At 38.7% G+C, this 14545-nt stretch carries 10 protein-coding genes; 9 read left to right on the forward strand and 1 reads right to left on the reverse strand.

The annotated features are described in order from the left end of the window. Positions 1-8: 8 nt before the first annotated feature. Positions 9-3296: a SusC/RagA family TonB-linked outer membrane protein gene (locus tag BUA97_RS01965; RefSeq protein ID WP_072996183.1), complete on the reverse strand. Its 3288-nt coding sequence runs from the start codon at positions 3294-3296 to the stop codon at positions 9-11. Between the two features lie 787 nt (positions 3297-4083). On the opposite strand from BUA97_RS01965, the gene kduI reads away from it, so the two are divergent. The 9 genes from kduI (at position 4084) to BUA97_RS02010 (ending at position 14414) form a co-directional block, all read left to right on the forward strand. After that, positions 4084-4920, forward strand: a complete 837-nt coding sequence (gene kduI / locus BUA97_RS01970; protein WP_072996184.1) for a 5-dehydro-4-deoxy-D-glucuronate isomerase — start codon at positions 4084-4086, stop codon at positions 4918-4920. A gap of 84 nt (positions 4921-5004) precedes the next feature. Further along, positions 5005-5790: a gluconate 5-dehydrogenase gene (locus BUA97_RS01975; protein ID WP_072996185.1), complete on the forward strand. Its 786-nt coding sequence runs from the start codon at positions 5005-5007 to the stop codon at positions 5788-5790. A 37-nt stretch (positions 5791-5827) separates the two neighbouring features. Beyond that, entirely contained in the window at positions 5828-7237 is a 1410-nt protein-coding gene (gene uxaC / locus BUA97_RS01980) for a glucuronate isomerase (protein ID WP_072996186.1), read from the forward strand. A 341-nt stretch (positions 7238-7578) separates the two neighbouring features. Beyond that, complete coding sequence (locus BUA97_RS01985) at positions 7579-7926, forward strand: cupin domain-containing protein (RefSeq protein ID WP_072996187.1); 348 nt, start codon at positions 7579-7581, stop codon at positions 7924-7926. 57 nt (positions 7927-7983) lie between these two features. Further along, positions 7984-8988 carry a sugar kinase gene (locus tag BUA97_RS01990; RefSeq protein ID WP_072996188.1) on the forward strand — a complete coding sequence of 335 codons (1005 nt, stop codon included), beginning with the start codon at positions 7984-7986 and terminating at the stop codon, positions 8986-8988. 47 nt (positions 8989-9035) lie between these two features. Beyond that, complete coding sequence (eda, locus tag BUA97_RS01995; RefSeq protein WP_072996189.1) at positions 9036-9695, forward strand: bifunctional 4-hydroxy-2-oxoglutarate aldolase/2-dehydro-3-deoxy-phosphogluconate aldolase; 660 nt, start codon at positions 9036-9038, stop codon at positions 9693-9695. Between the two features lie 30 nt (positions 9696-9725). Continuing rightward, a complete protein-coding gene (locus BUA97_RS02000) occupies positions 9726-11255 on the forward strand; it encodes an MFS transporter (protein ID WP_072996190.1) in 1530 nt (509 codons plus the stop codon). Positions 11256-11258: 3 nt separating this feature from the next. Beyond that, a complete protein-coding gene (locus tag BUA97_RS02005; protein ID WP_072996191.1) occupies positions 11259-12719 on the forward strand; it encodes a tagaturonate reductase in 1461 nt (486 codons plus the stop codon). Positions 12720-12800: 81 nt separating this feature from the next. Next, entirely contained in the window at positions 12801-14414 is a 1614-nt protein-coding gene (locus BUA97_RS02010; RefSeq protein WP_072996192.1) for a UxaA family hydrolase, read from the forward strand. The last annotated feature ends 131 nt before the right edge of the window (positions 14415-14545 follow it).

The raw sequence follows: 14545 nt of genomic DNA on the forward strand, positions 1-14545 counted from the left end.
TTTTTGAATTAAAAAGTTACATCAATACCTGTTACGAAAAACCTGCTTCTTGGGAAAGCCGCATAGTCCACACCGGGTGTAAGCGCATTCTTTCTTGTACTAACTTCCGGATCATAACCAGAGTAACCTGTAATGGTGAATACATTATTAGCTGTGGCATACAATCTGAAATTTGTAATCCCAAGCATTTTCAAAGAATCCTTTGGTAAAGTATATCCGATGGTTACGTTATTCAGTCTAAGGAAAGATCCGTCTTCTATGGCGTAAGAATGCAGGAAATAATTACCTGTAGTCGGCGTCCACATCGTTGTGTTTGCATTCAGAGCTGCCAATCTCGTAGGGTCAAGAATTCTTTCATCGCCGTCAAACCATTTCCATCGGTTGGTCATATCAGCTAGCATATTCTGATCATAATACTGGAACTTGGTTGTGAATTCAAGCTTATTGGCATTATAAACTTTATTCCCGACAGAGAAGTTGAAGAATAAGCTCATATCAAAATTCTTGTAACGGAAAGTCTGGTTGAAACCACCGTAGAATTTGGGTTGAGCATTTCCAAGGTCAGTCTGATCATTTGTATCAATAACTCCGTCTCCGTTAACATCTCTCAGTTTGAGATCTCCCGGCTGCGGTGCTCTGTTACCTAATGCAACAGATCCGGAACTCGCAATGCCTTGTTTCAGAGTATATCTGTTGGTAGCCGGATTGAAGTCAAAATCGCTGATCTCATATCTTCCTTCGGTTACATAGCCATAGAAAGTCCCGACTGGAGCCCCAACTTGCACTTTGAAATCAAAAAGGTTATTTACCCAACCTGACGGAACCAAATAATAATCAGTTCCTGAATTGGTGACTGAACCTAGACTTTTTATCATGTTTTTATTTGCAGCAATGTTAAAATCTGCTTTCCACTGGAAGCTTTCATTGCTTACTACAATAGCGCCAAGGCTGAATTCCAAACCTTTGTTCTGGGTTTTACCTGAGTTTTGATATTCGAACTCGTAACCACTAGTCTGAGGAATTTTTGCCAGTAACAATAGATCTTTAGTATCTGTGATGTAAGCATCGATAGCACCATAAACTCTGTTATTAAACAATGAATAATCCAAACCAATATTCTGGGAAACAGTCGCTTCCCACTTTATATTACGGTTAGCCTTGATATTACTTGGGGCTGCTCCGGTAATTATACCTACACCACCTGTATAACCATAAGTACTTGATGGCGTGTAGAAAGTATCAAACAAAAAAGATGCAATTCTGTCATTCCCCGATTGTCCATAGCCTGCACGTAATTTAAGGTCACTTATGATTTTAGAATCCTTCAGGAAGTTTTCTTCCCCAATTTTCCAAGCCAATGATGCTGAAGGGAAATTGGCCCATTTGTTAGAAGTTCCAAATGTGCTGGAACCGTCTCTTCTTATAGAGAATGTTGCAATATACTTGTTATTATAGATATAATTGGCTCTTGCAAAGAATGAAGCCAATCTCATTGGTGGCAGAACTGCTGCAACAGGAGCTTCCTGAACCATTCCCATAGGAGGAGTTGCAAGAATAATATTTGCAAAAGCCTGGGTTGCTGATAAAGATGTTGGCAACCATCTTATTGTCATATCTGTTTTGTTGCCATCTGTTTGTACGATCTCCTGTCCAAGCAATAAATCTAATTTGCTATTTTCGAATTTCTTTTTATAAGCAAGTGTATTACTATTTGTTATTCTTCTGCTTTGTGTATTTGTTAACTGAACTACAGACAAATCAGCATTGATTCTGGAGAGATAAGTGGATGGTCCGGAAAACTGGCTGATTTTCTGGTCATTCTGAACATAACCAATCGTACTTTTGAAAGTCAAATCTTTAAAAATATTGTACGTGATGACACCATTCAGGAATAAATTGTTAACATCATTAAACTTGATTTCATTATTAGCGAGTAATACAGGATTGATGAGATTGGTAGTTGCAAAGTCATCTGTATCGAATTCATCAGAACCCGCTCCTGTTTTTACACCATTTTCAAAAGGCTTGTAACGGATGACATTTCTTAGTCTGTTTGTAGTCTGCGTCCCCGAAGAGGATGTTCCCGCTCCCAGAATGGAAGTCCTGCTATATCTGGCAGTCAATCCTACTTTCAGCTTTTTACTGATATCAAAATCATATTTGAAGTTAGCCATACTTCTTTTGTATCCGGAATTCAGCATGATGCCATCTTCCTCTACATGGTTCAGACCTAATATAAATGCAGAGTTGGAATTACCTCCGGAGATATTGATATTATGGGTATAATTGAAAGCCTCTTTTCCGAAAACCTCTTCCTGCCAATTTTTCGACTGGATCGTTCTGTATTTTTCTATTCCCGCATCTATAAGTTCCCCTTTATCATTATAAGTGGGTTTATAATTACCATAAAGTTCGATAAATTTGTCTATCTGGTCCTGATAACCGTCCCTGTTACGCAATTCATACTGATATTGTACAAAGTCGTACGGACTCATGGCATCCAGCGTTTTTGCAATTGTCCTTATACCGGTAAAGCCGTTGTAATTAACCATTGTTTTGGTGTTTTTTCTGCCACTTTTAGTAGTGATCAGAACCACACCGTTTGCACCTCTTGCACCATAAATAGAAGTAGAAGCTGCGTCTTTCAGAACTTCTATAGACTCGATTTCTTTTGGTGAGATGACCGATAATGCATTATCCATCTGGACACCGTCAACAATATATAGCGGCGCATTGTCCTGCGTAATAGATGTTCCGCCTCTCACTTTGATTTCCGGGTCAGAGCCGGGAGAACCTTCTCCAAAAGTTACCTGAACCCCAGCCATTCTGCCCTGGATAGCTTCAGCAGCAGTATTTACAGGCATGTCGACAAGCTGGTCACCTTTTACAGATGCGATTGAATTCGTAACATCTTTTTTGGAAACCGTTGTATATCCGACCAGAACAACTTCATCAATGGCTCTTTCCTTGCCACCGTCAAATTTCGCCAATGCAATATTGATGATGTTTTTTCCATTGACATTCACCTCCTGCTCTTCAAAGCCTTTTGAACGGATAACCAGTATTGCATTTTTCGGAACATTGAGAGAGTACTTCCCTGACTTGTCAGTCATTGTAGAGAACTTGGAATTCCTTACAGTGACCTCCACATTTGCCAGAGGCTTATTCTGTTCTGAGGTGATGGTTCCTGAAACTTTAATTAATTCCTGAGCCAATCCAAATGCAGGCAGCAAAAACACAGAAGCGATCGTTGTTTTTACAAAAGCACTTTGAATACCTAATTTTAAACCACTCATAGATATTTTTAGTTTTTATAATTAGTAATTTGTTTTTTACTTAATAATGGTATTAAACTTCAATAAAAAGCGCAATCGATTGCACTTAAATTTTTATGATTTCTTAACTCGACTAAACTAAGATTATTTTTTAATTGGCAAATAAAAAAATATACTTTTTTATTAATATTAATTTAACATTAAGCATGATTAAAATATAAAACACATAATAATACATTGATTACCAATAACATAAAATCCATTATATTAAATAATCTATGAGTCAGTTTTTTTATTATTAATAATTTTTTAATCTAATTTTCAGACAAGCAGGCAAAAGAATAGGATAATTTTTCAAAAATTATTTAACCAAAAATTAACGTAAGAAGATAAATTTTGGCAAATTTCATTTTTTTAAGTGCTAATTATTTCAGCTCAAACATTTTATCCCCATATATAAAACAAGAACAACTGAAATATTTAAATAATTGATAAACAAGTACTTAAAAACAAATCCATTTAAGTAATTCAAATCAGTATAAAAAAACATTAGACATAGAATATTGCACAATTAATTGCATTATGAGAGGATTCACAACATTATTAAATAGTAAATTTCAGTATTGAATCACTTAACCACTGAATATAAATGAATGATATACAGTATTTTATAAAATAGTTAAACTTTTTCTTTTTTGATTAATTTTTATATATATATTTACACAAATAATTTTCTGTGCCAAAATCAATGTATTTTAATGCAATCGATTACACAAATTAATTTTCAGTTCATATATATAAAAATAAGATGACTCAATCAGAATTCCGATATGCGCATCATCCAAACGATGCCAAAAATTACACAACAGAAAAACTTCGGGAAGAATTTTTAATCAATGATTTGTTCCAACCCAATACTATTAAACTGGTTTACACAATGTATGACAGATTGATCGTAGGAGGAATTTTACCTGTTGATAAAGCCTTGACTCTTGAAACTATTGACGAATTAAAAGCCGAGAACTTTCTAGACAGAAGAGAAATCGGAATCATCAATGTTGGCGGGAAAGGAAAAGTTACCGTGGACGGAACTGTTTACGAACTTAATAATAAGGAAGCGTTATATATAGGAAAAGGAAACAAAGAGGTAACTTTTGAGAACCTTGATGGAGAACAAGCTTATTTCTATATCAATTCTGCTCCGGCTCATCATTCTTATCCTACAAAAAAGATTACCAAGAATGAAGCGGAAATTGTAGAATTAGGTGATACAAAATATGCAAACAGAAGAACAATCAATAAATTATTGGTAAACAGCGTTCTGGAAACCTGTCAGCTTCAAATGGGAATGACCGAACTGCACGAAGGAAGCGTTTGGAACACAATGCCTTCTCACACGCATACCAGAAGAATGGAAGCTTATTTCTATTTTGATTTGGAAGAAGGGCAAACCATATCGCATTTTATGGGACATCCTCAGGAAACGAGACACATTTTTCTTAAAAATAATGACGCAGTGATTTCGCCAGAATGGTCGATTCACTCAGGTGTTGGCACTTCCAGTTACACCTTTATTTGGGGAATGGCCGGAGAAAATATGGACTACGGCGATATGGATACTGTAAAAACTGATGAATTAAAATAATAAAATATTCTCGCAGATTTTGCTAATTAAGCAGATTTGAAATCAGCAAAATCTGTAAAATCAGCGAGAAATAAAATATTATAAATGACAAATTTATTTGACTTAACAGGAAAAGTAGCATTAATTACTGGTGGAACGCACGGTTTAGGTTTGGCAATGGCAGAAGGTCTGGCTTCTGCTGGTGCAGAATTGGTCGTTACCAGCACTACGCCTTCCAAACTAGAAGAAGCCATTGCTTATTACCAGTCAAAAGGATATAAAGCGACAGGCTATATTTTTGATGTGACCGATGAGAAAATCGCCGCTGAAAAAGTAGCAGAAATCGAAGCTAATCACAAACAAATCGATATCCTTATTAATAATGCCGGTATCATCAAAAGAATTCCTGCTTTAGAAATGGAAGTTTCCGATTTCCGAAAAGTCATTGATGTAGATTTAGTTGGACCTTTTATTATGTCCCAATTGGTCGCAAAGAGTATGATTGCCAGAAAATCAGGTAAAATCATTAACATTTGTTCGATGATGAGCGAACTGGGTCGCGACAACGTTGTGGCTTACGCTTCTGCAAAAGGCGGATTAAAAATGCTGACCAAAAATCTGGCAACAGAATGGGCAAAACATAACATCCAAGTGAATGGCATCGGTCCCGGCTATTTTGCTACGTCACAGACTGAACCCATCAGAGTTGACGGCAATCCTTTCAACGAGTTCATTATCAGCAGAACACCGGAAGGTCGCTGGGGAAATCCCGAAGATTTAGCTGGAACAGCAATTTTCTTAGCATCAGAAGCGAGTCAATTCATCAATGGACAAATCATCTATGTTGACGGCGGAATCCTAGCAACCATCGGAAAACCTTCAAACGAATAAACATTCATAATTAATAATTTATCATTAATAATTAAAAATGAGTACACTTACAAAACCATTTATCACAGATACATTTCTATTAAAGAACAAATTCGCTGAGGAGTTGTATTTCAGATTTGCTGAAAACCAACCGATTATCGATTATCATAACCATTTGCCTCCGAAAGAGATTGCAGAAAACCGTCAGTTTGAGAACATTACTCAGGTTTGGATTGGTGGCGACCATTACAAATGGAGAGCGATGAGAACAATGGGCGTGAACGAAAAATTCATCACCGGAGATGCTTCTGACAAAGAAAAATTCGCAGCTTGGGCAAAGACAGTTCCCAATACGTTGAGAAATCCTCTATTCCATTGGACACATTTGGAACTAGCAAGATATTTTGACGTTTATGATTTGTTAAGCGAAAAAAATGCGGACGACGTTTATGAAAATGTTTCAGCTCAGCTTCAAACACCAGAAAAATCTGTTCACGGATTGTTGAAAATGAGAAACGTGGAAACGGTTTGTACCACAGAAGATCCGATTGACACTTTAGAGTATCATAAAACAATCAAACAAAACAATATCGGAATTACAGTCAGCACGGCTTTTCGTCCCGACAAAGCGATTTTGATTGACAACGACGATTATAATGCTTACATCGATAAATTAGGAGAATCTGCAGGAATCGAAATCAATTCTTACAAGGATGTACAGGATGCGCTGATCAAGAGAATTGAATACTTTCACGCCAACGGATGCAGATTGTGTGACCACGGATTGAACAACATTTCTTTTGAAACGTTCACAGATTCTGAAATCAACTCAATTTTTGAAATAAAAAGAAAAGGTGAAACATTGACGCCACATCAGATTGAGCAATTCAAAACAGCCATTTTGTTGTTTTTGGGAGAGACATACCATTCTCTTGGTTGGGTTCAGCAATATCATTTGGGCGCATTGAGAAATAACAATGCAAGAATGTTGAAAGTTTTGGGGCCGGACACAGGTTGGGATTCCATTGGTGATTTCAGTCAGGCTGCGAACCTTTCGAGATTCCTTAATACATTGGATTCTAAAGATAAATTGACCAAAACGATTATTTACAATCTGAATCCTGCCGATAACGAAATTATGGCAACAATGATTGGGAATTTCAACGATGGTTCTGTGAAAGGAAAAGTACAATTCGGTTCTGGCTGGTGGTTTTTGGACCAGAAAGACGGAATGGAAAAACAAATGAACGCTCTTTCTAATATGGGACTGATCAGCACATTTGTTGGGATGTTGACCGATTCCAGAAGCTTCCTTTCCTTCCCAAGACACGAATATTTCAGAAGAGTTTTGTGTAACTTGTTAGGAAAAGAAATGGCGAGTGGCGAGTTGCCGGAAGACCTGGATTTAGTAGGAAAAATCGTCTCAGACATCTGTTATCAGAATGCAAAAGACTATTTCACTTTTTAAAATTTTTTGGGCAGCTTAATCCGCCTTCCGCTCCCAATCTTTTTTGCACTACGATTTCACATTAAAAAGAAATCAAGTACAAGCAAAAAAGGATTTCCGCTCAAGTCGGGCTGCAGATTCGACATAGAAGAAGCAGTAATATTAAAAAAGCATTTTTTGTCATTCCGCAGGAAACCTAACGAAGTGGTTCGACGAAGTCAATCTAACCAGTTGAGATTCCTACGGAATGACAAAATTTAAAATAAAATTAGTGAATGTAATCTTAATGTAATACAAAGGATTACGAAATTAAAAACAAATTGCAAATTAACAATTTTGCGATTTAACGTTTAAACAAAGCAATGGAAACAAAACAAACATCCAAAATATATTACAAATCCGATACAACAGAATGGGAAAAAATCGATGACTATATCGACCGCCAAATCGTAGGCTACGACGAATCTGTAATGATGGTGAATGTCCGTTTCAAAAAAGGCGGAATTGGCTACAAGCATAAACATCCGCACATTCAGGTGACTTATGTTTCGGAAGGAAAATTTGAAGTGAACATCGGCGAAGATATTTCAATTTTGAAAAAAGGCGATTCATTTTTCGTTCCTTCGAATGTTCTTCACGGCGTCGAATGTCTGGAAGACGGAATTTTGGTAGATGTTTTCAGTCCGTTTAGAGAAGATTTTATAAAGTAAAAACTCAAATCTCACAGGTTTTAAAAACCTGTGAGGTTCAGAAAAAAATAAAAATTAATGAGCAAAGTTGTAACCTTTGGCGAAGTACTGATGAGACTGTCTCCATCCGATAGCAAAATGCTGAGACAAAGCCGTGAAATGGAATTCTTCTTTGGAGGAACAGAAATGAATGTCGGTGCGTCTTTGGCCATTATGGGGTGCGAAACGAGACACATCACCAATGTTTCCGATTGTTTCATCGGAGAATCAGCCATTGCAACAATGAAAAGTTACGGAATTGATACACAATTCGTCAACAGAACAGAACATCCGATTGGTTTATATTTCCTGGAAGTTGGTTCTGCAATGCGTGCGAGCCGAATTTCGTACAACAGATTAAACGGTTCTTTTGCCAACATCAAACCGGAACAGGTAGATTGGGAAAAAGCTCTCGAAGGTGCAGAATATTTCCACTGGACAGGGATTTCTCCCGGAATTTCGGAAGGTGCTTACGAGACTTTGAAGCAAGGTTTACAATTAGCTTATTCAAAAGGAATCGAAATCACAGCGGACCCGGCTTATCGTTCCAATCTTTGGAAATATGGCAAAGAAGGATTCGCAGTTCTTAAAGAGCTCATCTCCTCCTCCACGATTTTCATCGGTGGCGTAAATGAAATCAATGAAATATTGGGAACAACTTTCGGTTATGATAAAGACAGTTTCATCAAGGCTGCTGAGACATTAATGAAAGAAATTCCTTCCATCAAAAAAGTATTTGATAAAACCAGAATTGGAATTACGGCAAGTAATCAGGCCACTCAGGGAAGAGCTTTGATCAACGGACAATATTTTGAAACAGAGAGTCTGGAAGTGAATCCTGTTGTGGACAGAATCGGAACCGGCGATGCGTTTGCTGCAGGTTTGATTTACGGTTTAATCCACTTCGATGATGAGAAAGCTTTGAAGTTTGCCAACGCAGCTTGCGCCATCAAACACACCATTTTGGGCGATGTGAATCTGAGCAGCGCTAACGATATTCTGGAAGTAATGAACGGCAATTCAGGAGGAAGAATTAAAAGATAAAAAGCTATTCGCCATTGGCCATTAGCAATTAGCTAAACAAAATTAATATGACAAAGATTCAATTAGTTACAAACGCCATTATTAAGCAAGGACTTTTGCCTTTGTACTATAATGCTGATGAAACGGTAACTTTAGAAATACTGAAATCGCTTTACAGAGCAGGAATCCGAGCTGTGGAATACACAAGCCGAGGTGAATCTGCACTAAGCAATTTCACAAAAATGGTAGAAATCCGAAATGCTGAAATGCCGGATATGCTGCTTGGAATCGGAACCATAAAAAATCAGAAACAAGCGGAAGATTATTATAATGCTGGTGCTGACTTTTTCATCAGTCCAGGATTTGTTTCTGAAGTTGCTGAATTCCTGATTCCGAAAGATGTCCTTTACAGCCCGGGTTGTATGACGCCGACAGAAATCATCGAAGCTGAAAATGCAGGCGTGACTTTCGTGAAATTATTCCCTGGTAATGCACTTGGAACGGGATTTATGAGCGCCATCAAAGATGTGTTTCCGAATCTGAAATTTATGCCAACAGGCGGTGTTGACACTACCAAAGAAAATATCGAAAGCTGGTTCAAAGCTGGTGTTTCTGCTGTTGGAATGGGAAGTAAATTAGTAAGTAAAGAACTGATGGCCTCCAAAGATTACACAACCATAGAAAACGAAACTAAAAAAGTATTGGAAATCATCCGATCTATCAAATAATCATAGAACAAACTAAATTCCTAAAACTATATGAGTTCAGTTAAATCCTTTAAACCCAGTAATTTCAGATGGTCTATTTGCGGACTTCTGTTCATTGCTACCACGATTAATTATCTAGACAGGCAGGTACTTTCTTTAACTTGGAAAGACTTTATCCAGCCCGAATTTCATTGGAATAATAACGATTATGGAAACATTACGGCATTATTTTCAATTTTCTACGCAATCAGTATGTTGTTTGCAGGGAAATTTGTGGATTGGATGGATACAAAAAAAGGATTTCTCTGGGCAATTTTCATCTGGTCGATTGGTGCAATTTTACACGCCTTCTGCGGCATTGCAACATCCGGAATACTGACGGGAAACTGGTTGGTTGGCTTCGCAGAATCGAAGAAAATTATCGGGACTTTAAACGATATTTCACTTGTTACAAGCACAAGTGTAACGCTTTTCATCTTTGCCAGATTTGTTTTGGCGGTTGGAGAAGCAGGAAATTTCCCTGCGGCGATTAAAACGACTGCAGAATATTTTCCTAAAAAAGACAGGGCGTTTTCTACAAGTATTTTCAATGCGGGAGCAACTGTTGGAGCGTTAGCAGCACCTGTGACCATTCCTTTCATCGCCAAATCTATGGGTTGGGAAATGGCATTTATCATTATTGGTGCTTTAGGATTTTTATGGATGGGACTTTGGATTTTCTATTACAAAAAACCTCATCAGCACCCGAAAGTTAACGAGCACGAATTGGCATACATTCAGCAGGATCAGGATGATGTCATAGAAGAAACAACGGAAGTTCATCAGAAAAAAATGAGCTTAAAACAAGCTTTCGGATACAGACAGACCTGGGCATTTATTTTTGGTAAATTTATGACAGACGGTGTTTGGTGGTTCTATTTGTTCTGGACTCCGGCTTACCTAAGTTCGGTTTACGGAATGGACAGCACGCAAAGTGCGTTACCACTCTTCGTTTTGTATATGATAACCCTGGTTTCCATTGTTGGAGGCTGGCTTCCAAAATATTTCGTGGACAAAAAAGGGATGAATCCTTACGCAGGAAGAATGCGTGCCATGTTGATCTTCGCATTCTTTCCCCTATTGGCACTTATTGCACAACCGGCTGGACAGATATCATATTGGTTTCCTGTGTTGATTATTGGTATTGCAGGAGCAGCGCATCAGGCCTGGTCGGCAAACATCTTTTCAACAGTTGGCGATATGTTCCCCAAAAAAGCAATTGCCACCATTACAGGAATTGGCGGCATGGCCGGCGGAATTGGTTCTTTCCTGATCAATAAAGGTTCTGGATTACTTTTCGACCATGCGCACATGGCATGGACAACAATTGACGGCGTTCCGCTTTTAGAAAAATATCCGGAATTTAAGAATACAAGACTTCCTGACGATCTGTTAACCCAACTGAAAAGTTCCGGTGCAATAATATCTGACGGTATAGATAAAGGCTACATGATTATTTTCTCAGTTTGCGCAGTAGCTTATCTGATTGCGTGGTTCGTGATGAAATCACTGGTGCCGAAATATAAAATCATAAAAGATTAAACAATGGAATATCAAATTAAACAAAAACTCAACCGTGAAAACTTAGGTTTAAACGAAAAGCTACCCATAAAATTTTTACAGTTCGGAGAAGGCAACTTCCTTCGTGCATTCGTTGATTACCTGATTGACAAGATGAACAAAGAAGCTGGTTTCAACGCTGGCGTAGCCGTTGTTCAGCCAACACAGGGCGGACTTGTAGATATGCTGGAAGCGCAGGATAATCTTTACACGCTTTTCGTGAGAGGAGTGAAAAAAGGAAAGATTGTGGATGACCAGCGTGTGATCTCTGCCGTTCAGCGTTCATTCAGTCCTTATGATAATTACGCTGAATATCTTGAGCTGGCAAAAGGTGAAGATCTACAGTTCATTTTATCGAATACAACAGAAGCCGGAATTGCTTTTGATGAGTCGGAAACGTCTTTGAATTCAGGACCTCACAGGAATTTTCCTGCAAAAGTAACTTCTTTTCTTTATGAGAGATTCAAGCATTTCAACGGTGCTGATGACAAAGGCCTTCACATCATTCCTTGCGAACTGATTGAAAACAATGCATTGACATTAAAAGAATATATTCTGAAATATGCCCAGCTTTGGAATCTTGAAGCAGATTTTTCAGCTTGGGTACAGAATAGCAATCATTTCCATAACACCTTGGTAGACAGAATTGTTCCGGGTTATCCAAGAGAAGAAAAAGACGAATACGAAGCTAAATTGGATTATGATGATAATCTGATGGTGGTTTGTGAAGCGTTCTTACTTTGGGTTATTGAAGGTGATGAAAAACTGAAAGCGCTGATTCCTTTTGATAAGATCGATGATCAGGTTTTGGTTGTGGATGACATCACACCATACAGAACCAGAAAGGTCAGAATCCTGAACGGTGCTCACACCGCAATGTTGGCATTCTCTGTCCTGGACGGAAAAGAAACGGTGAAAGAAGCGATTGATGCGGATTTTGCAGGACAATGGATTTCCGATACGGTTTATAATGAGATCATTCCTACTCTGGATTTACCTACGGAAGAATTGACAGCGTTTTCGGATGAAGTTTTTGACAGATTCAGAAATCCGTTTCTGAAGCATTTGCTCTCCAGCATTGCATTGAATTCGGTCTCAAAATTTAAGGTCAGAGTATTACCAAGCTTAATGAAATATGTTGAAATCAAAAATGAATTGCCTACTAATCTCACATTTGCTTTAGCAGCACTAATCAGGTTCTATCAAGGTGTGTTTGATGGAAAACAGCTTCCTGTGAGCGATGATGCTCCGGTTTTGGAAAGATTCAGAGAAATCTGGTCCTCTAGTGATCTTGGAGAAGTTACCAAAGCGGCATTGTCTGAACCAAGTTTCTGGGATCAGGATCTTACAGCAGTTCCTGGGTTGACAGAAGCTATAACTAAAGCTTTGAGTGCAATCGATTCCACAGGAATTGAAGAAGGTTATAAAAGTTTTATTAATCAATAATTGAAAAGTCTTCGACAAGCTCAGTATAAACTACAGGCGGAATAGCTGCCAAAATTGTTGAGATAATTTAATCTGAAAATTATGCAAAAGAAAGTTTTAAAAGTTAATCCTAAAGACAACATCATTGTTGCACTGACGGATTTGCCTGCAGGAGACATTGTGCATCTTGACGATGCTGATTACACGGTTCTTAAAGATACGAAAGCAAAACATAAATTCGCAGCAGAAGATTTTTCGTTGGGCGATCATATCATTATGTACGGTGTTATCGTCGGGAAAGCGAATCAGCCGATTCAGAAAGGCGAAGTCATTACGACGGAAAACGTGAAACACGAGAGTGAAGAAGTTTTCAAAAAGACAGGGAATCTCGGCTGGACACCCCCAAATGTGGACAAATGGAAAGATAAGACCTTTAACGGTTACCACCGCTCTGACGGGCAGGTCGGAACCAAGAACGTCTGGTTGTTTTTCCCGTTGGTTTTCTGTGAGAACAAAAATATCGAAAAGCTGAAAGACATCTTCGAAAACGAATTGCTTCCGAAGAAAGAAGTTTCGTACAAAAACTTCCTGCGCTCCCTGATTGAAGAAAAAAGTGTGGAAGAAGTGGAGGATCAATCCAGGAATGAAAATCTTCTGGATAACATTGAAGTGAAATTCATCAATCACCAAGGTGGCTGTGGCGGAATCCGGCAGGATTCGGAACTGTTGGCGAAATTGCTTGCCGGTTATGTGAACAACCCGAATGTGGCCGGAGCAACAGTTCTCAGCTTAGGATGCCAGAACCTGCAGGTCGATATTTTTCAAAATGCTCTGAAAGAAATGAGTCCGAACAGCGATAAGGAGGTTCTGATCTTTGAACAGCAGAAAATCGGAACTACGGACAAGATGTTCCAGATGGTGATCAAAGAGTCTTTCGAAGCAATTAAAAGAGCCAACAAGATCGAACGCAAACCTGCGCCTGTTTCCAAGCTGAGCATTGGTCTGGAATGTGGCGGATCCGATGGTTTTTCAGGAATCTCTGCGAATCCGGCATTGGGTGTCGTTTCTGATATTTTCGCTGCGTTAGGCGGAAAAACGATTCTGGCAGAATTCCCGGAATTGTGCGGTGTGGAGCAGGAATTGATGAACCGATGTGTGGATGAGGAAAAAGCAGATAAGTTCCTGACACTGATGAAAGCTTTCGAAAAATCTGTTGTCGATGCAGGTTCAGGATTCGACATGAATCCATCGCCCGGAAACATCAAAGACGGTTTGATCACCGATGCAATGAAATCTGCTGGCGCTTCCAAAAAAGGAGGAACAGCACCGATTGTCGATGTGTTGGACTATGGCGAATATATTTCGAAACCTGGTCTTAACCTACTGAACACCCCGGGAAATGATGCAGAGTGCACCACAGGACTGGTAGGATCTGGTGCAACAGTCGTTCTATTCACCACAGGATTAGGAAATCCGATGGGGAATCCAATTGCTCCTGTTGTGAAAATATCTTCTAACACTGCGTTGATCAGCAGGATGTCCGACATCATCGATGTGAATGCCGGAACCGTGATCACGGGCGAAAAAAGCATTCAGGAAGTTGGAGAAGAGATTGTAGATTATATCATAGAATTGGCGAGCGGCAACGTAGAAACAAAGGCTGACCAACTGAAGCAGGATGTATTTATCCCCTGGAAACGAGGGGTTTCATTATAATTTTTTTTGAATTTTAAGGTTTTTATCACTAAGAGCATTCACTGAAAGGGAGTGCTCTTTTTTATTTCGTGCCCAACTCCGCGAAAACTCCTGCGCAGGAGTTGATCAAAACCTAAGCACAAGTTGGGCAA

The sequence above is a fragment of the Epilithonimonas mollis genome (assembly GCF_900142325.1).
In the GTDB taxonomy this organism is placed as follows: domain Bacteria; phylum Bacteroidota; class Bacteroidia; order Flavobacteriales; family Weeksellaceae; genus Epilithonimonas; species Epilithonimonas mollis.

Bases quoted from the DNA above. Each gene is read 5' to 3' on its own strand.
- BUA97_RS01965 (WP_072996183.1), bottom strand. From the start codon at position 3,296: ATGAGTGGTTTAAAATTAGGTATTCAAAGTGCTTTTGTAAAAACAACG.
- eda (WP_072996189.1), top strand. From the start codon at position 9,036: ATGACAAAGATTCAATTAGTTACAAACGCCATTATTAAGCAAGGACTT.
- uxaC (WP_072996186.1), top strand. From the start codon at position 5,828: ATGAGTACACTTACAAAACCATTTATCACAGATACATTTCTATTAAAG.
- BUA97_RS02010 (WP_072996192.1), top strand. From the start codon at position 12,801: ATGCAAAAGAAAGTTTTAAAAGTTAATCCTAAAGACAACATCATTGTT.
- BUA97_RS01985 (WP_072996187.1), top strand. From the start codon at position 7,579: ATGGAAACAAAACAAACATCCAAAATATATTACAAATCCGATACAACA.
- BUA97_RS01990 (WP_072996188.1), top strand. From the start codon at position 7,984: ATGAGCAAAGTTGTAACCTTTGGCGAAGTACTGATGAGACTGTCTCCA.
- BUA97_RS02000 (WP_072996190.1), top strand. From the start codon at position 9,726: ATGAGTTCAGTTAAATCCTTTAAACCCAGTAATTTCAGATGGTCTATT.
- BUA97_RS01975 (WP_072996185.1), top strand. From the start codon at position 5,005: ATGACAAATTTATTTGACTTAACAGGAAAAGTAGCATTAATTACTGGT.
- BUA97_RS02005 (WP_072996191.1), top strand. From the start codon at position 11,259: ATGGAATATCAAATTAAACAAAAACTCAACCGTGAAAACTTAGGTTTA.
- kduI (WP_072996184.1), top strand. From the start codon at position 4,084: ATGACTCAATCAGAATTCCGATATGCGCATCATCCAAACGATGCCAAA.